The organism is Streptomyces sp. NPDC007264, from assembly GCF_042869095.1.
Lineage (GTDB): Bacteria > Actinomycetota > Actinomycetes > Streptomycetales > Streptomycetaceae > Streptomyces.
Map to the genome: position 1 here is coordinate 274,205 of NZ_JBIAFD010000002.1, position 17,828 is coordinate 292,032.

The following is a 17,828-nucleotide window of genomic DNA, read 5'->3' on the forward strand; positions in this document are numbered from 1 at the left end:
TCCTCACGGGGGCGGCTGGAGGGCGATGAGGAACTCCTGGTCGCGGGCGCCGGAGCAGCGGCCCTGGACGATTTCCGTGCCCTCTCCGGTGTCTTGGTCACGGAGCGAAAGGCATTGCTGAGTGGCGGCGGAGCGCAGACGGAAATGGGCGGCGCCCGGCGGGCCGATCGGTTCGACGCGGAACTGCTGTGCGGGGTCGTCATCGGCACAGTCGGTTCGGGGCTCGAACAGATCGCGGCCGGGGCCGTCGCGTAGAAGGGTGAGGCACCCGATGCCGTACTTCGGGTGATGCCACTGGATCTGCACGGCGTTGTCACCGAGGGGTTCGATGTACGTGCGCGGTTGGCGGGCTTTCGCGCACGGGAATTGGGCTGCGACAGCCGTGGAGTAGCGGTGCGTTCGGTCCCTTCCCTCGGTGAGGCAGAGGTGTGGTGTGCGGGCGGGGTGTATTTGCGCCCAACTGCCCACGGCCAGAATGGCCAGTCCCTGCACCGGATGCGTTGTGGGCGCGGTGTGCTGCTTTTCGCCGAGGTCCAAAAGCAGCGGGTACACGCCCAGCGCTGCCCCGGCGCCGATCGAAGCGGCTGCGAGCAGGTGCAGCGGGTGACGCCAGCGGCTCCGGCACGGCTTTCGGCGGCCTTCCGCGGGGTTCGTCGCCGCGTCCTGGTCCATGTCGGACGGGGTGTCGCCGCTGTGGGGGAAGGGAGGCTGCCGGCCCAGGGCGAGGCGTCGGCGCACGTCCAGCCACCGCTCGACGTCGGCTTCATCGAGCCCGCAGGCACGGGTGAACACTGCGACGAACGGCTCGCGGGGCAACGTGCTGCGGCCGAGGGTGGTGGCGATCGTGCTGGCGGGCATGGCGTGCCCGAAGGCCGCGGACTTCCCCTCGAGTTGGCGGTAGGTCAATCCGCACCAGATCCGCAAGGTGCGCAACGCCGACGTGAACTCCTCCGGAGTGCCGGCCCGTTCCGGCTGTGGTGCGTCCGACGGCACCTCGGCCCTGTCCTGTTGCATCGCTCCACGGTAGCCGCCGGCAACTGCACGCGGCTCGGCCGAACTCGTCAATCAAGTGCGGTGTTCGGCCATGTTCGGAACCCGGTGAGCAACGTTCCGAAGATACGCGAACGCTATACCGGGTTGTTCCCGCCCACCGCCATTGGAACGCTTCGGGCTGTTGTCGTCGGCCTGCCCAGCGCGGAGGCCGGCGGGAGGTATCAGGCACCAGGAGGGTCAGTCGTGGGCGCTTGCCCGGCCGGTCGGGCATGGCGAGCGCAGACGGCGTCGGTCCCAGGAAAGGCAGAACATGAAATCGAGTTGGGCGTACTCAGTCGCAGGTGCCGCAGGTGCCGTCCTGGCCCTGGGGTTTTCCGTGGCACCCGCCCAGGCGGCACAGCCGGCTCCCGTGGCATCGCCACTGCGTGCGGTACAGGAGTACTGCGGCTGGGAAGGAGCCGACGTGGTCCACGCGGAAGGCACCGTCACCAAGGACCGGGCAGCCGTTCACAACGGCCCCGCAGCCGAGTGCAAGGTCACCGGCCACCGGGCCCTCAACAGCGGAGTGGAAATCTACTGCAAGTACACGAACGGCGCGGGAAATCTCTGGTACTACACCACATTCGGATGGATTTACAGCTCGTACGTAAGGGTCGACAGAGTGTCGGTTCCCCCGGGCTACATAGCCGGCTGCTAGTCGCGGATCGCACCGACGTGTCTGCGGGCAGTGCGCAGCGCTACGGCGGGCCCGACAGCCCGCTCGGCACGCGCTGCTAGGCCCACACAGGGGCCGCCGGTCCGTCGGCGGCCCCTCACCGCTTCCGGGGCAGGCACGGGATTGTGCCGGTCGGGCTCTTCGCCGTTGAGGGCGTGGCGCCGAGCATACGGAGCTGTCGGGCGGTCGGACGGGAGGCGTCAGGGGGTTCGGGCGTCGTGGTTCTCGCGGTGTGCCAGTACCTCGGCCATGTGCGTCTGCGCCCAGTCCCTGAGCCCGCGGGTCATGCGGTGGAGCGAGAGACCGAGGTCGGTCAGCTCGTAGGAGACGGTGACAGGGACGGTCGGCGTCACGGTACGGGTGAGCAGACCGTCACGCTCCAGCGACCGTAGCGTCTGGGTCAGCATCTTCTGGCTGACCCCGGCCAGAAGACGAGAGATCTCGGAGTAACGCATCGCCTTCGGAGCGTCCGCGTGGGCCGCACCGGGCCGGCGAGGGCCGTGGTCACCGCCCAGCGCACACAGGATCAGGACGACCCACTTGTCCGAGATGCGGTCGAGCAGCTGCCGACTGGGGCAGCCTGCCAGGAACGCGTCGTACTCCACCTTGGCCTGGGCCCTCTTCTGGGCCGCGTTCGTCGTCGCCACTGATCGCACCTCTCACCGATGGGTGGGTTGCGCACTTCGAAGTGCCTACTTCCCGGCAGGAAGTTTCTCTCCAATGCTGATGCAGGGAGGCAGCAGGCGCCACCCCCACGTGCACGACGAAAGGCGACACGATGAGCACCCCCTCCCTCTCCCTGCCCGGCGGCATCTGGACCCTGGGCGACCTGACCGTCACCCGGTTCGGTTACGGCGCCATGCAACTGGCCGGCCCATGGGTGATGGGGCCGCCCGCCGATCGCGACGGTGCCCTGGCCGTTCTGCGTGCAGCGGTCGACCTCGGTATCACCCACATCGACACCAGCGACGCCTACGGGCCGCGTGTCACCAACGAGTTGATCCGCGAGGCACTGCATCCCTATCCCGAGTCGCTGCACATCGTGACCAAGGTGGGCGGGACCCGCGACGAGCAGGGCGGCTGGCCTCCGGCCCGTCGGCCCGAAGACCTGCGCAGCCAGGTCCACGACAACCTCAAGTCCCTCGGGCTCGACGTACTCGACGTGGTCGACCTCCGGCTCGGCAACGCCGAAGGCCCCCAGCCCGGCTCGCTCGCCGAGGCGTTCGAGACCCTCGTCGAGCTTCAGCAGCAGGGCCTGATCCGCCATCTCGGGGTCAGCAACGCCACCGAGGAGCAGGTCACCGAGGCACAGGGCATCGCGCCGATCGTGTGCGTGCAGAACCTGTACAACCTCGCCCACCGCCACGACGACGAGCTCATCGACCGGCTCGCCGCCGACGGTGTCGCGTACGTGCCCTTCTTCCCCCTCGGGGGCTTCACCCCGCTTCAGTCCTCGGCGCTCTCGGCGGTCGCCGCCCGGCTGGAGGCGACACCGGTGTCCGTCGCACTGGCCTGGCTGCTGCGGCGATCACCGAACATCCTGCTCATCCCCGGCACGTCATCGACGGCACATCTGCGCGAGAACATCGTCGGCGCGGGACTGTCCCTGTCTCCTGAGGACTTGACCGAGCTGGACGACATCAGCCGCTGAAGGCCCCGAAGCCGGACGGCCCACAAGCCACGGACGGCCCGCAGGCCACCGCCGAGGCCACGATCCACTCTCCGGCCCCGGTCGCCTTCTCGGTGGTCCGTGGCCCGCCGGTTCTCCCCACCGGTCGGCGCGGCGGCGCCGGACGCCGTGGCCGACCGGTGCTCCGGCCGGCCACGGGGCCGTCGGCCGTCTACGCGCCGGCGGCGGGCCCGTCCTCGTCGTCGGGAAGCGCGTCGCCCGCCGGGGCGTCGACGACGATCACGACCTCCAGCGTGCGGGGGCCGTGCACGCCCTCGACCCGGTCCAGTTCGATGTCGCTGGTGGCCGAGGGACCGGAGACGAACGTCAGCGGCCGCGCGGGATCCAGCCGGGCGAGCGCCTCCGGGACGGAGGCGACGGTCAGGTCGGCCCGGACCACGCACACGTGGTGGTCGGGAACGAGCGTCAGCGCGCGGCGGCCCTGGCCGGGGCCGCCGTCGAGCACCAGCGTGCCGGTCCCGGCGACGGCGACCGCGGCCGTGGTGAGGACGGCTGCGGCCGCGTCGAGCGCGCCGACCGTGAGGGCCGGCTCGTCGGCCAGCACCCGTCCGGGTGGGAGCGCGGACCGCCAGGCGGGCGGGAATCCCGGCGGCACCACCACGCTCACGGCCGCCGACAGGAGCTGCGCCACGGCGTCGGCCACGGAGTCCTCGGTCACCACGCGGACCGCGGCCCCGTAGTCGGCGAGCCGTTCGGCGAGCAGCGCGACGGCCGCCGCCGAACCCGCGGGCGGGGTGCCGCCCTGCTCGTAGTCCCGGGGGACGGGCACGTCCGCGGGCGACTCGTCCCGCGGTACGTCGGCCAGGGCGCGCCGGATCCGGCCGAGGATCTCCTCGCGGGCACCGGGCGTCGTCGTGGGGGTCATCGGCGGGTCCTCCTCCACCAGGCACGGAAGCTCTCGGAAGCCGGGACCGGCAGGTCGCGGGCATCGCTCCAGCCGGACAGCGGCCCCGGCAGCCGCCGGATGCGCCCGCGCCGCCCGATCAGCCGTCCGGCCAGGGCGGCGGCCCGCTGCGCCGCGGCCAGCCGCGGCGCGCGGGCCAGGGTCCACCGGGCCGTCCTCATCACCAGTTGCTCGGGCGTGGGAACGGGGCGCCGGCGGGCCTCGTCCACGACCTCGGCCCGCAGGTGGACCAGCACCTCCGGAATGTTGATCTTGACCGGGCAGACCTCGTAGCACGCCCCGCACAGCGTCGACGCGTACGGCAGCGAGCGCTCCACGGGCGTGGCCAGGCCGCCGAGCTGAGGCGTGAGGATGGCGCCGATCGGCCCGGGGTAGACCGAGCCGTACGCGTGTCCGCCGACCCGCTCGTACACCGGGCACACGTTCAGGCAGGCCGAGCAGCGGATGCAGCTCAGCGCCTGACGGCCGACGGGGTCGGCGAGCGTGTCGGTGCGCCCGTTGTCGATCAGGACGAGGTGGAAGGCGCGCGGCCCGTCGCCGTCGGTCGTGCCGGTCCAGGTCGTGGTGTACGGGTTCATCCGCTCCCCGGTCGAGGAGCGGGGCAGCAGTTGGAGGAAGACCTCCAGGTCCCGCCAGGTCGGCACGACCTTCTCGATGCCGACGACCGAGATCAGGGTGTCCGGGAGCGTGAGGCACATGCGCCCGTTGCCCTCCGACTCGACGACCACGGCGGTCCCGGTCTCCGCCACCAGGAAGTTGGCCCCGGAGATCCCCACCTTCGCGCGCAGGAACTTGGCGCGCAGATGGGTGCGGGCGGCCTCGGCCAGTTCCCGGGGATCGTCCCCGAGGTCCGGCGGGGCGGCGGTGCCCCGCGCGCCCATCTCGCGCAGGAAGATCTCCCTGATCTGGGCGCGGTTGCGGTGGATGGCGGGGACGAGGATGTGCGAGGGGTGGTCGTCGCCCAGCTGGACGATGAGTTCGGCCAGATCCGTCTCGTACGCGGCGATGCCCGCCTGTGCCAGCGCCTCGTTGAGGCCGGTCTCCTGGGTGACCATGGACTTGACCTTGACCACCTCGCGTTCGCCCGTGGCCTCGACGAGTCCGGTCACGATCCGGTTGGCCTCGGCGGCGTCCCGGGCCCAGTGGACCCGGCCGCCGGCGGCGGTCACCCGCTCCTCCAACTGGACCAGATGGCGGTCGAGATGGCGCAGGGTGCGCTCCTTGAGGGCGCGCCCGGCCTCGCGGAGCTGTTCCCAGTCGTCGAGTTCGCCGACCACCTCGGCCCGCTTGCGGCGGATGGTGCCGGTGGCGTGGGCCAGGTTGCGGCGCAGCTGCGTGTCCGTGAGTGCCTGCCGGGCGGCTCGCGGGAAGGCGGGCATGCCCAGGTCGACGGTGCCGCTCATGACGTCACCGTCCCGGGGCGGGAGTCGAGGGACGCGGGATCGTCCTCGGTGGCCGCGAGGATCTCGGCCAGGTGCATGGTGCGGACACCGGTGTTGAGCCGGGAGAGCATGCCGCCGATGTGCATCAGGCAGGAGTTGTCGCCGGCGCACAGCACCTCGGCGCCGGTGGCCAGCACGTGCCGTGCCTTGTCCGCGCACATGGCCACGGACGTGTCGGAGTTCTTCAGGGCGAAGGTGCCGCCGAAGCCGCAGCACTGCTCGGCCGCGGGCAGCTCGACGAGGTCGATGCCGCGCACGGCCCGCAGCAGGTCGAGCGGCTTGTCCCGGACGCCGAGCATGCGCAGCGAGTGGCAGGTCGGGTGGTAGGTGACCCGGTGCGGGAAGTAGGCGCCCACGTCGATGACCTGGAGGTACTCGACGAGGAACTCGGAGAGTTCGTACACGCGCGGGGTGGCCGCCACCGCGGCGGCGAGGGGGATGTCCCCCGCCGCCTCGGCGACCCGCCCGTGGTACTCGCGCACCATCGCGGCGCACGATCCGGAGGGTGTCACGACCGCGTCGTAACCGGCGAAGGCCTCGGTGAAGCCTCGCACGAGCGGGACGCACTCCCGCTGGTAGCCGGTGTTGAAGTGCATCTGGCCGCAGCAGGTCTGTTCCTGGGGGAAGTCGACCGTGCAGCCCAGCCGTTCGAGCAGCCGGACCACGGCCCGGCCGGTGTGGGGGAAGAGGGTGTCGTTGAAGCAGGTGATGAACAGCGCGACGCGCATCGTTGCCGTCTTTCGTCAGGTGCGGGCGGGCGGTGCGGGCGGGGTCAGGGGAGCATCCCCGCCAGCAGGTCGGACTGCAGGAAGACCAGCACGCACATGGCGAGCAGCAGCAGGAGGCTCCACTTGATCGCGCCCCGGAACAGCTCCGACTCCCGGCCGCTCATGCCGACGGCGGTGGCCGCGATGGTGAGGTTCTGCGGGCTGATCATCTTGCCGACGACGCCGCCGGAGGTGTTGGCCGCGACCAGCAGGGTGGGGTCGAGTCCCGCCTTGTGCGCGGCGGTCTGCTGCAGCGTGGCGAAGAGGGCGTTGGCCGAGGTGTCCGAGCCGGTCACGGCGGTGCCGAGCCAGCCGAGCACCGGGGAGAGGAAGGCGAACGCCGTGCCGGCTCCGGCGATCCAGCTGCCGATGGTGATCGTCTGCCCGGACATGTTCATCACGTAGGCGAGGGCGAGCACGCTGGCCACCGTCAGCAGGGCCCAGCGCAGCCTGACCAGGGTCTCGACGAACTCCTTCGCGGCGACGACCGGGCTCAGCCGGTACGCGGCGGCGACGAGCACACCGGACAGCAGCAGGAGCGTGCCGGGAGAGGAGAGCCAGGGCAGGGTGTAGACGGTGGCGGCCGACACCTTGCCCGCCGCGGTGAGCACATGGCCGTCCAGCCCCGGCCAGGCGATCTTGACGTCCGTTCCGGCGAGGAACTCCTTGGCGGGCTCCCACAGCTTGGCGACGGCGAAGACGGCGATGACGAGGAGATACGGCAGGAAGGCCATGGCGACCCCGCTCGCGCCGACGCGGTCGGTGGCGGTGGCGGTGGCGGTGGCTGCGGTGACGGGCCGCGCTTGTGTCGCGGTACCGGACTCGGCCACCGGGGTCCCGCCCGCCCCGCCCGGGAGCGACGGGTCCCGGCCCTCGGCCGGCTCTCCCGCGGCGTCCGCGGCCGCCCCGCCGGAGCGGACCTCGGAGGCACCCGGCGCCGCCGGGTCGGAGCCGGTGAGCGCGGCCCGTACCCGCTCCCCGCCCTGCGGCTTCCACACCTGAAGGAAGAGGACGATGGCGGCGAGGCCCACCAGCGAGGCGACGATGTCGGTGAGCTCCACCGAGATGTAGGTGGCGCTGACGAACTGGGCGAGCGCGAAGGCCACGCCGCCCACCACGGCGACGGGCCATGTCTGGCGCATTCCGCGCCGCCCGTCGACCAGCGCGACCAGCAGCAGCGGCACGAAGACGGCGATCACCGGGGTCTGACGGCCCACGTAGGCGCCGATGTCCGTGAACGGGATCCCCGTCAGTCCGCCGGCCGTGATGATCGGGGTCGCGATCGCGCCGAACGCGACCGGAGCGGTGTTCGCGACCAGCACGGTGATCGCCGCGCGCAACGGGCTGAAGCCCAGCGCCATCAGCATCACGCCGGTGATCGCCACGGGCGCGCCGAATCCGGCCAGCGCCTCCAGGAGCCCGCCGAAGCAGAAGGCGATGATCACCGCCTGCACCCGGGGGTCGTCGCTGATCAGGCCGAAGGCGCGGCGCAGGTCTTCGAAGCGGCCGCTGGCCACCGTGAGCTGGTACACCCACAGGGCGGTCAGCACGATCCACATGATCGGGAACAGGCCGAAGGCCGCTCCCTGGCTCGCGGCCAGCAGCGCGAGGCCCGCGGGCATGTCGTATCCGGCGACGGCGACGCCGAGCGCGACGCCGAGCGCCGCGAGCCCGGCCCAGTGCGCCTTGGCCCGTACCGCGCCGAGCAGGACGAACAGCGTGGCCAGGGGCAGGGCGGCGAGCAGCGAGGAGAGCGCGAGGCTCTCCGCCACAGGAGCCAGATGGGGTTGGTACATGGCGGCCCACACTCCATTTGAGGACTTGGTCAGACCATAGCTTGGACGGCTCGGTAGCCAAGCACAGCGGAACCCCGGCGTCCAGACCTCGCGCGGCAACGATTCGGCGCTGGAGCCCGGTCCGGCCGAGCGACGGGCGGCGCCATCGCCCTCCCTGCCCGCCCCCCAGGGCACGCCCGAGGCTCGTCCTGCCTGCGCACCGGCACGGGGGCGTCGGCCGCCTCTCGCGCCTCGGCCGCCGGGCGAGCACCTCCGTCAGGCGCGCACCGACCGCCGGGCGAGCATCTCCGTCAGGCCCGCACCGACCGCCGAGCGAGCACCTCCTTCAGGCGCCCACCGACCGCCAGGGGAGCACGACCGTCACGACGGGGCCCTCTTCCCGGGGTCGGATCCGGTGTCGGATCCGGTGTCGGATCCGGTGTCGGATCCGGTGTCGGATCCGGTGTCGGATCCGGTGTCGGATCCGGTGTCGGATCCGGTGTCGGATCCAGGGTGGTCAGTGGGGTCGGTGCCGGCACGTTCGGGCGTGCCGGTCTCGGGTGCCTGGTCGCGGGTGGCGATCACGGACCATGCGATCGAGATGATGATGGTGGCGGCGATGAAGCCGAGGGTGAGAGGGATGGGCAGCTTCCCGACAGGGGTCTCGGACAGGATGAGCTTGACTCCGGCGAAGGCGAGCAGGACGGCCAGGCCGTAGTGCAGGTAGACGAAGCGGCGCAGAAGTCCGGCGAGGCAGAAGTACAGGCTGCGCAGGCCCAGGACGGCGAAGGCGTTGGCGGTCCACACCAGGAACGTGTTGGTGGTGATGGCCAGGACGGCAGCGACGGAGTCGACGGCGAAGATCAGGTCGGTGGCCTCGACGGCGACCAGGACCACGAACAACAAGGTCGCCACCCGGCGTCCGCTGACGCGGGTGACGAACCTGTCGCCGTGGAACCGCGCATCGGTGGGAATGATCTTCTTGACGAGGCGGACCATCGGGTTGTGGTCGGGATGGACCTCCTCCTCCTTGGAGAAGGCCATCTTCCAGCCGGTCCAGATCAGGAACGCGCCGAAGAGGTAGGCGGTCCAGAAGAAGACCCTGAGCAGTTCGACGCCGATGAGGATGAACACCAGCCGGGCCGCCAGCGCGCCGATGACGCCCCAGAACAACACCTTGTGCTGGTAGGCGTCGGGTACGGCGAAGAACGAGAAGACCAGGGCGAACACGAAGATGTTGTCGATCGACAGGGCCTTTTCGATCAGATAGCCGGCGTAGTAGGTGGAGGCCGCGTCCCCGCCCTGCCAGGCCAGCACGGTGAGGCCGAAGCCGAGACCGACGGCGATCCAGACAGCGCTCCAGATCGCCGCCTCACGGAACCCGATCACATGGCTGTCGCGGTGGGCCAGCAGGTCGACCGCGAGCATCACGGCGATGCCGAGGGTCACCGCGGCCCACACCCACAGCGGGACGGGGAAGGACGGGTCGTTCACGGCGATCAGGCCTCCTTCACCTGGAGGGTGGGCCCGGCGGGGCTTCACCGGGCACGACGGTCACGGAGGGGGCGAGGCCGTGGCGAGGGGACCGGGGCGGCAGCGTGGACGGGCGGGCCCGCCGCGGATCGCGGCTGCTTCCCCGGCCCGAGTGCCCCGCTGGGGGCGGCCGGACACGGAGCGGCCATCGTGCGGTGAGGGCGGTGACCGGTCCCTCCACCCGCCGCGAGACCCGGACGTTCCTCACCGACCAGGCAAGGGTCCTGCCGCACCTCGCGCGAGACCCGAGATGCGGCTGCGCGACGTCGCCACCTCGATCGGCATCACCGGAGCGCCGTCCAGGTCATTGTCGCCGACCTCGAAAACGTCGGCTACCTCACCCGAACCCGCGTCGGCCGCCGCGACCGCTGCGCCATCGACCCCACGGTCTCCCTGCGCCGCCCCGCCGATGCCGAGCACCGGGCCGGCGAGCTGCGGGACACCTTCCTCCCCCGCGAGACGGTCCCCGCCGAACAGGCAGAGCAGGCCTGGCAGCGGGCCCCGGCCGACCACGTACGCGCAGCCTCCCCCCGCACGGCCGCTGCCCTGACGGACGGGCCGGGTCAGAGCACGGGGTGGATGACGTCCTGGTGGATGGCGCGGATGTGCCGCTCCACCGTGTCGCCCGCGCGCTCCGCGTCCCGGGCGGCGATGGCGTCGTACACGGCGTGGTGGTCGGCGCGCAGCCGCTCGGCGACCGCCTCCCAGTCCTCGATGCGGTGGAAGACGTCCAGGAAGGTGTGCCGCACGGCGTTGCGCACGGCGATGGTCATGTCGGCGACCAGGCGGTTGCCGCCCGCCTCGGCGACGGCGACATGGAACTCGGTGTCCAGGTCGTTGAACTCCTCGCGCGGCAGCCCGGGCACGTCCATGCGCTCCAGCAGCCCGCGCAGGGTGGCCAGGTCCTCCTCGGTGGCCTGGGCGGCGGCCAGTTGCGCGCTGCAGCGCTCCAGCGCCGCGCGCGCCACCATCACGTCGTCGAGCGGGAAGTTCGCGAGCGCGATGTGCAGACGCAGGAACTGGGTCAGCCCGGCGCTGGGCATCGCGGCGATCACATTGCCGGAGTCCGGCCCCGTGCCGACACGCGGGCGAAGGGCTCCCTGGGCCTCCAGGACGCGCAGCGCCTCGCGGATCGCCGCCCGGCTGACACCGAGGAGTTCCACCAGCTCCCGCTCCGGCGGCAGCCGGTCGCCCACTCTCAGCTTCCCGTCCAGGATGAGCTGTTCGATCCGTTCGAGCACCAGCTCGTAGGTCCTCGCACGCGGCAGCGGCTCCCAGCCCGCCGTCCCGGTCATGGACTCCCCCTGCCTCGCTCGCCCGGCGATATCGCCTGAGACGAGCCTATCTCAGGGAGGACCATGGTTCGGTCGGACCAAGTGACGCCATGCGCACGGACGCTCACGCGGCCTCGGCGGCCGCCTCCGGGCGGCGGGTGCGGACCGGGGTGAGCAGCGCCACGGCCGCCACGCCCACGCAGCAGGCGCCGGCCACCGCGCCCACCGGCGCCGTGCCGTGGTGCTGCGCGACCCAGGTGACCACGGCCGCGCCGACCGGGGCCGCCGCGTAGTGGAGGGTCCAGAACGCGGAGGTGACCCGGCCCAGCAGGTGCTGCGGCGTCACCTCCTGGCGCAGGGACATGGAGCACGTCCCCGCGACGCTGACGCCGCCGAGGAACACCGCGGCCAGCAGCGCGACGGCCGGTACGGCGCGGGCCCAGCCGATGCCGCCGAGCGCGCACCCGCAGACGGCCACCGCGCCGATCCAGGTGGGGCCGAAGCCGAGCCCGCGGCGCACCCGGGCGACCAGCAGGGACCCGGTGACGGTGCCGATCGCGCCGATCGCGAGGACGGTGCCGACCGCGCCGTCGCTCTGCCCCAGGTCGTGCTCGAGGTGGTAGATGAGCAGGTCGTTCAGGCCGTACTCCAGAAAGCTGAACACCGCGAGCAGCAGGGTCAGCACCCGCAGCACCGGGTGGCGGCGCAGGAAGGCCGCCCCGGCCACCAGGTCCCGCCACCGTCCCTCCCGGTCCGCCCCCGGGCCGGGGGGCGTGCCCGGGTCGAGGGGCGTGCCCGGGTCGAGGGGCGTGCCCGCGCTGAACCGCACGAAGCCCAGACAGAGCGCCGACACCCCGAAGCTCGCCGCGTCCACCGCCACGGCGGCCGTGGGCCCCGCCCAGGCCGCCACGACGCCCGCGCACAGCGGTCCGGCCACCCCCGCCGCCGCGGCGGTCGCGTTCAGCCGCCCGTTGGCGGCGGTGATCCGCTCGCCGCCCACGAGGCCGCGTACGACGGTGACGTACGCGACGGAGAAGACCATGCCGACGGCCTCGCACACCGGCAGCACCGCGTACAGCAGCCAGACCCGCGGCCCGGCGAGCCACACCAGCGGGATGAGCGCGTAGAGCGCCATGCGGACGGCGTCGCAGGCGATGAGCAGCCTCCGGCGGTCCACCCGGTCCACCACGACCCCGGCGAAGACCCCGGCGAGCACCGCCGCCGCGCCCCCGACGGCCGTCAACAGCCCCATCCGCGCGAGGGAACCGGTCGCCTCCAGCACGAGCAGCGGCAGCGCGATCAGTGCGAAGGAGTCCCCGAGCACCGAGAGGGTCTGCGCCGCCCAGAAGATCCCGAAGTCCCGGCCGTACCCCGGCGATCGCGTCCCCCGCACCGGCCGCTCCCCCCTCATGCCCCCTGCGCGCTCGGGGCGCCCGCACGATCGAGGGGTACCACCCTACGGCGCCCGGACGGCCGGTGGTGATCGGCTCCCGAGGACGGCGCGCAGGCGGTCCGGGGCCGTCCCGGGGGGCCGTCGCGGTGGCGGGCCGTGGGCATCCGGACCGGATCAGGCGTCGAAGGCAGTGGCCCTGGTCCGCTTCTCCCAGGCACCGACGTCCTCGCGGACCTGGTCGAGGTGGGCCAGGACGGCGCCCACGCCGTCGTCGCCGAGCGGCAGCCGCAGCGGGGTGTGCTCCGCCTCCAGCGCGGCCAGGATGACGGCCGCCGCCTTGGCCGGGTCACCGGGCTGCGTGCCGTCGCCGCCGGCGAGGAACTCGCGGGTCTCGCTCACTCCGCCGTACACCCCGCTGTCCGTGCTGACGCCGGCCCGGCCCGTCGCGAACAGCGAGGTCCTGAACGCGCCCGGCTCCACGATCAGCACCTTGATGCCGAACTCCCGCACCTCGTCCGCGAGCGCCTCGGACATGCCCTCCAGCGCGAACTTCGTGCCGCTGTACGCCCCGAAGCCCGCGAAGGACATCTGCCCGCCCATGCTGCTCATCTGCACGATCGCGCCCGAGCGCCGCCGGCGCATGTGCGGCAGCACCGCCCGCACCAGGGCCGCCGGACCGAAGACGTGCAGTTCGAACAGGTCCCGCAGCTCCCGGTCGGTGGTCTCCTCGAAGGCGCCGACATGCGTGCGGCCCGCGTTGTTGACGAGCACGTCGATCCGCCCGTGCCGCGCCACCACGTCCCGTACCGCCTCCTGGACCGCGGCCCCGTCCGTGACGTCCAGCCGCAGCGCCTCCACCTGGTCGGGATGCGCGGCGACCAGGTCGTCCATCGCCTCGGAGCGCCGCGCCGCGCCGACGACCACATCACCGGCGGCCACGGCCGCCTGAGTGATCGCCCGCCCGAAGCCGCTGCTCGCACCGGTCACCAGCCATACCTTGTTCACGACGACTCCCCGCGCATCGTGCCCGTGGACCCCCAGGGGCCCCTGACCCGAACCAGCCTGCTGCCGTCTGCCGTTGCCCGTCCAATACCAGCGGTGATAGCCCATGGTTATGACCAGTGATGTTCACTCCCGGGACCTGCGCTACTTCCTCGCGGTCGCCGGGGAACTGCACTTCACGCGCGCGGCCGAGCGGCTGTACGTGTCCCAGCCCGCGCTCAGCAAGCAGATCCGGGCCCTGGAGCGCCGGTTGGGGGCCGAGCTGTTCCGCCGCGATCGGCACGAGGTGGTGCTGACGCCCGCGGGCGAGGCCCTGCTGCCGCACGCCCGGCGGGTGCTGGACGCATGGAAGGAGGGCGCGGCCGCGGTGGAGGCGGCCAAGGCGGCGCAGCGCAGCACGCTCGTGGTCGGCATGAGCACCAGCCCGGGCCGCGGCGGGCTGCTGCCGGCCATCCGCTCCCGCTTCACCGCCGCACACCCCGAGGCCGTCGTCCGGCTGCGCCAGGTGAGTTGGGAGGACCCCACGGCGGGCCTGGCGGACGGCGGCGCGGACGTCGCCTTCGTCTGGCTTCCGCTGCCCGACCAGGAGCGCTACGCCTGGACGGTGCTCGCCGAGGAACCCCGCCTGGTCGCCCTGCCCGGCACGCATCCGCTCGCCGCCCGCGCCGAGATCGACTTCGCGGACCTGCTCGACGAGCCGTTCCTCGCCCTGCCGCCGAGCGCGGGTCCGCTGCGCGACTACTGGCTCGCCCTGGACGCCCGGGCGGGCCGAGCACCGCGCATCGGCGCGGAGATCGCCGGGGCGGAGGAGACGTACGAGGCGCTCGTCGCCGGGCTCGGTGTCTGCCTGGTGGCCCAGGGCAACGCCCCGCTGATCACCCTGGGTGGTGTCACCACCCGCCCGGTCCGGGGCGTCGGCCCCAGCCGCTATGCCCTGGCCTGGCGCCATGAGGACGGAGGGCGCCCGCTGGTCGGGGCGTATGCGCAGGCGTGTCGGGACACGGTCGCCGTCTGACGCGTCCGCGAGGACCTTCTCCGCTCCCGCGGACGCGGATCGGCCCCCGCCGGACGCCTCGACCGGCGCGACGGCGCACGTGGGGTCTCAGCAGCCTTTCCGGAGGTGGCCGCCGCTGCCCGCCGGGGAGACGGCGAGGTCGCGCCGGACGATGCTCAGCGTCCGGCCCCACCGGGCGCACGCCCGCGCCATGCCTTCGCCGGAGTACTCGATGTCGATCACGTGGTCGCCGAACGCGTCGGTGTAGGCGCCGCACTCGTCGTACCTCCCGCACTCTTCCGTGATCGCGAAGTCCAGGCCGTTCTCGTGGCGGCTGCCCGCCAGTTCGGCGGTGTTCTTCTGGCCGATCGCCAGCCCGTCGGCGTGCGCGCGGCGGGACAGCAGCCTGATGAACGCCTGCGCGTCGGCGGCGTCGAGGAGCCCGCGCGAGCGGGTGTAACTGTCGTAGTTGTCCGGCTCGACGGCGTTGAACCCCTTGGCGGCACACTGGTCGATCCAGGCGTTCACCTTCGTGGCGACCCGCTTGCGCTTGGCGTCGGTGCGCAGGTCGAGCAGGGCCTCGCCCCACTGGTCGTCGTAGACGGCCTTGCCCGCGGAATCGCGCAGCAGCAGGTCCGCGTCCCACTCCTTCTCGGCCTCGGGCTGCGCCTGGAACGCGTTGACGTAGCAGATGGTGTAGAGGCCGGCGGCGGGGGACGCCTCGTGGTCGCGGCTGACCACCCGCACCCCGGCCGGCGGGGTGTAGGGGCCGCCGATCTGGTAGTCGAATCCGGCATGGGTGGGGGGCGGGGACACCTCTCCCGCCTGCCGCGGCGCATGCGTTCGGTCCGGTGCGTGCGTCCGGGCCGACACCGAAGCGGCGAGAGCCGCGGCGCACACGGCGGCGGCCACGCCCAGGTATGTCCGGGGATTCCCGCGCATCCGGCTCATGACCGCGACCGCCCCCGGCTGCGGCGGTACTCCGCCGGGGGTGTTCCGTAGCGCGCCTTGAAGGCCCGGCCGAAGGCGGCGGGATCGCAGAAACCGGCGCTCTTCGCGATCGCGGCGACGCTCCGGCGGGCCGCCCCGGGGTCGGTGAGTTCGGCCCGGCAGCGTTCCAGCCGCTGTTCGCGGATGTAGGCGCCGACGGTGCGGCCGTCCTCACGGAACAGGTAGTGCAGGGCGCGTGGCGAGATGTGGTGGGCGGCGGCGACGGCCGCGGGAGTGAGCCCCGGCTCGCCGAGCCGGGAGCGGATGAAGGACTTGATCCGGTGCAACTGCGCCGCTCGCCGTGCCGACGCGTTCTGCGGTCCCTCGCCGTCGCTCAGAGACGCCAGGAACGCGACGGTCAGGTCGACCACGGCGGAGGCCAGCCGGGGGGTCCGGCCGGCTTCGAGTGTCGGCCCCTGCTCGACGAGTCCGCGGAGCAACTGGCTCAGCAGGGCGCCGATGCCGGTACGGGACGGCAGCGCGGTGGCGACCAGTCGACGCAGCGCCTGCTCCGGAACGGGCACCGCGCTCCGGGGCAGGTGCAGCACGATGGACCGGGCCGCGTCGTCGGTGTCGATCGAGGCCCAGTACGGCTGGGAGGTGTCGTAGAGCACCAGGTCACCCGGGCGCGGTTCGACGCGGTTGCCGCCCTGCTCCCGCTGCATGGCGCCCTTCACCACCAGGGCCAGGACCCACAGTTCGGGATCCGAACGCTGGATGAGTCGGCGGGTACGGATCGACCGCATGGCGGGGAACGCGACGCCGGAGACCCCGATGCGATCGCCCAGCGACAGGAGCGTCGCCGAGGCGGCGAAGTCCGAGAGGTGCTCGGTGACGATGTCGTGGGGCGCCATGTCGCGGGCCACCAACTCACGGAACCAGTCCAGCCGCTCGGCCGGCGGCAGGTCCCGGCTGTTGAGTTCGATCACCTGTCGGCCCCCACCCTTCTCACCGGCACCGGTCCTGAGGCCCAGTATGGCGTGCGCGGAACGCCAACGGGTTGTGCGCTGTGCGTCAATGACAGGCGGGGACGGGGCCGCCAGGATGGGACCGGTGTCGACCGCAGGAGGCAGGCTGTGGGTACGGGGGTGCCCGGCCTCCTGCGTCGGCCGGGCGAGGCCCGAGGGGTCCGGGGGGAGTTCCTCGGCCCTCGCCCGACCCCTTTCAGGAGCCGAACGGCACCCGGGTCCAGGTGAGTACCTGGCGGCCGCGCGGTTCGACGGTCACCTTCAGGTAGTCGTGGGCGTTGCCCGAGCCGTCGCAGGTGATGCGGTGCAGGTTGTTCGCAGCGGTCGTCACACCGTAGAAGGACAGCCACTTGGAGCCGTCCGTCAGCGGGCTGTCGCTGGTGTAGACGTGGCTGTCACCGTTGAACAGGTACACCGGCCGGCCGAAGGCGGCCGACTCCTGGGCGATCGCCCTGACGATCGGCTGGAAGGCGTAGTAGTCGGCGAAGGACGGGCCGGTGACCGTCAGGTCGAACATGTCGGCCTGGGTGAGGAGCACCACGGCCTTGTTGTGGGCACGGCGGCCCGCGTCGAAGGTGGTGTGGATCGACTGGATCACGGCGGCCGTACGCCCCAGGACCTCGGCGCTCTGCTCCGGGGTGGGCGCCGTGTTGCCGGTCCACGGCGCCATGCTGTTGTCGCTGCCCACGATGTGCAGGGCGGCGAACGCGACACCGGCCCGGGTGTACCGGACGTTCTCGGGGTAGCCCTCGTCGGCCTGTGAGGCCACCCGGACGGCGTGCCGCCCGAGGGTGCGCCCCGGGCGGGGGAAAAAGACCTTGCGGATCTCCGCAAGGCGCTCCAGCGGGTTGTACGCCCCGTTGTTGGGGCGGTGGCAGTCGGTCCACTCGTTGTCGCCGACGGTGTAGACCAGCGGGTCCTCGAACGTGTCGAAATCCGACTTGATCGTGTTGAAGTAGGCGTCGCTGCAGACGGTCGAGCCGTTCTTGATGTCGCCGAGGTGATCGACGAACTGCACGTCCGGATCGGCGTTGATCTGCTCGATGGTGGCGGGGAAGCCGGCGATCTGCTGGTCGCCGTAGGGTATGTCGCCGATCACGGCGAAGGTGAACGGCCTGTCCTCGGGTCCGGCCGTCGGCCCGGCCGACGCCGGTCCCGTCGCCAGGCCCAGCCACAAAGCACTCACGGCACTCACAGCAACGGCTGCAAGCCCCGCACGGCGCCACGTTCTCATCGTATCCTCCTGGGGTGAGCGGGGTCAATCTGTCCCCACGGCATGAACCGACGCCCCATGCCGTGGGGACGGGAGGTGAACAACCAGGGAGCCGTCCGGCACCACCGCACGCAGTCCCCGCAACCGGCCCAGCGACCGGCTTTTGACGATCCGC

The 17,828-nt window shown here is 72.3% G+C and carries 17 protein-coding genes; 3 read left to right on the plus strand and 14 right to left on the minus strand.

The genetic code is table 11. The features are described from left to right. Positions 1–3 precede the first annotated feature (3 nt). Positions 4–1,014: a helix-turn-helix domain-containing protein gene (locus tag ACFYMU_RS03940; protein WP_388367392.1), complete on the minus strand. Its 1,011-nt coding sequence runs from the start codon at positions 1,012–1,014 to the stop codon at positions 4–6. A gap of 442 nt (positions 1,015–1,456) precedes the next feature. On the opposite strand from ACFYMU_RS03940, the gene ACFYMU_RS03945 reads away from it, so the two are divergent. Then, the gene (locus tag ACFYMU_RS03945; RefSeq protein WP_388367394.1) at positions 1,457–1,690 is read left to right on the plus strand and encodes a hypothetical protein; all 234 of its coding nucleotides are present in this window, start codon (positions 1,457–1,459) and stop codon (positions 1,688–1,690) included. 218 nt (positions 1,691–1,908) lie between these two features. On the opposite strand, the gene ACFYMU_RS03950 is transcribed toward ACFYMU_RS03945, so the two are convergent. Further along, complete coding sequence (locus tag ACFYMU_RS03950; RefSeq protein WP_388367396.1) at positions 1,909–2,355, minus strand: winged helix-turn-helix transcriptional regulator; 447 nt, start codon at positions 2,353–2,355, stop codon at positions 1,909–1,911. 131 nt (positions 2,356–2,486) lie between these two features. Here ACFYMU_RS03950 and ACFYMU_RS03955 point away from each other — a divergent pair, with 131 nt between their 5' ends. Further along, positions 2,487–3,359 carry an aldo/keto reductase family oxidoreductase gene (locus tag ACFYMU_RS03955; RefSeq protein ID WP_388367397.1) on the plus strand — a complete coding sequence of 291 codons (873 nt, stop codon included), beginning with the start codon at positions 2,487–2,489 and terminating at the stop codon, positions 3,357–3,359. 190 nt (positions 3,360–3,549) lie between these two features. Here the strand turns inward: ACFYMU_RS03955 and ACFYMU_RS03960 are convergent, their stop codons facing one another. The 9 genes from ACFYMU_RS03960 to ACFYMU_RS04000 form a co-directional block, all read right to left on the minus strand. Further along, positions 3,550–4,263, minus strand: coding sequence for a lactate utilization protein C (locus tag ACFYMU_RS03960; protein ID WP_388367399.1), 714 nt, complete (start codon positions 4,261–4,263; stop codon positions 3,550–3,552). After that, complete coding sequence (locus ACFYMU_RS03965) at positions 4,260–5,705, minus strand: LutB/LldF family L-lactate oxidation iron-sulfur protein (RefSeq protein ID WP_388367401.1); 1,446 nt, start codon at positions 5,703–5,705, stop codon at positions 4,260–4,262. The genes ACFYMU_RS03960 and ACFYMU_RS03965 overlap by 4 nt, the downstream gene beginning before the upstream one ends. Then, the gene (locus ACFYMU_RS03970) at positions 5,702–6,472 is read right to left on the minus strand and encodes a (Fe-S)-binding protein (protein WP_388367402.1); all 771 of its coding nucleotides are present in this window, start codon (positions 6,470–6,472) and stop codon (positions 5,702–5,704) included. The genes ACFYMU_RS03965 and ACFYMU_RS03970 overlap by 4 nt, the downstream gene beginning before the upstream one ends. 44 nt (positions 6,473–6,516) lie before the next feature. Next, complete coding sequence (locus ACFYMU_RS03975; RefSeq protein ID WP_388367403.1) at positions 6,517–8,307, minus strand: L-lactate permease; 1,791 nt, start codon at positions 8,305–8,307, stop codon at positions 6,517–6,519. A gap of 360 nt (positions 8,308–8,667) precedes the next feature. Then, positions 8,668–9,780 (minus strand): TerC/Alx family metal homeostasis membrane protein, encoded by a 1,113-nt coding sequence (locus ACFYMU_RS03980; RefSeq protein WP_388367405.1) that lies wholly within the window; start codon positions 9,778–9,780, stop codon positions 8,668–8,670. Between the two features lie 243 nt (positions 9,781–10,023). After that, positions 10,024–10,332 (minus strand): hypothetical protein, encoded by a 309-nt coding sequence (locus ACFYMU_RS03985; protein ID WP_388367407.1) that lies wholly within the window; start codon positions 10,330–10,332, stop codon positions 10,024–10,026. A gap of 50 nt (positions 10,333–10,382) precedes the next feature. Next, a complete protein-coding gene (locus ACFYMU_RS03990) occupies positions 10,383–11,114 on the minus strand; it encodes a FadR/GntR family transcriptional regulator (protein ID WP_388367409.1) in 732 nt (243 codons plus the stop codon). A gap of 103 nt (positions 11,115–11,217) precedes the next feature. Beyond that, positions 11,218–12,504, minus strand: coding sequence for an MFS transporter (locus tag ACFYMU_RS03995; protein WP_388367411.1), 1,287 nt, complete (start codon positions 12,502–12,504; stop codon positions 11,218–11,220). Between the two features lie 156 nt (positions 12,505–12,660). Continuing rightward, on the minus strand, positions 12,661–13,491 hold the full coding sequence (locus ACFYMU_RS04000) for an oxidoreductase (protein WP_388367413.1): 831 nt from the start codon (positions 13,489–13,491) through the stop codon (positions 12,661–12,663). Between the two features lie 103 nt (positions 13,492–13,594). Here ACFYMU_RS04000 and ACFYMU_RS04005 point away from each other — a divergent pair, with 103 nt between their 5' ends. Further along, complete coding sequence (locus ACFYMU_RS04005; protein WP_388367414.1) at positions 13,595–14,503, plus strand: LysR family transcriptional regulator; 909 nt, start codon at positions 13,595–13,597, stop codon at positions 14,501–14,503. 87 nt (positions 14,504–14,590) lie between these two features. Here the strand turns inward: ACFYMU_RS04005 and ACFYMU_RS04010 are convergent, their stop codons facing one another. From ACFYMU_RS04010 to ACFYMU_RS04020, 3 genes are all read right to left on the minus strand, one after another. Further along, complete coding sequence (locus ACFYMU_RS04010) at positions 14,591–15,424, minus strand: endo alpha-1,4 polygalactosaminidase (protein ID WP_388367416.1); 834 nt, start codon at positions 15,422–15,424, stop codon at positions 14,591–14,593. A 5-nt stretch (positions 15,425–15,429) separates the two neighbouring features. Next, the gene (locus tag ACFYMU_RS04015) at positions 15,430–16,401 is read right to left on the minus strand and encodes a helix-turn-helix domain-containing protein (protein WP_388367418.1); all 972 of its coding nucleotides are present in this window, start codon (positions 16,399–16,401) and stop codon (positions 15,430–15,432) included. 235 nt (positions 16,402–16,636) lie between these two features. Further along, the gene (locus ACFYMU_RS04020; RefSeq protein ID WP_388367419.1) at positions 16,637–17,626 is read right to left on the minus strand and encodes a hypothetical protein; all 990 of its coding nucleotides are present in this window, start codon (positions 17,624–17,626) and stop codon (positions 16,637–16,639) included. Positions 17,627–17,828: the final 202 nt, after the last annotated feature.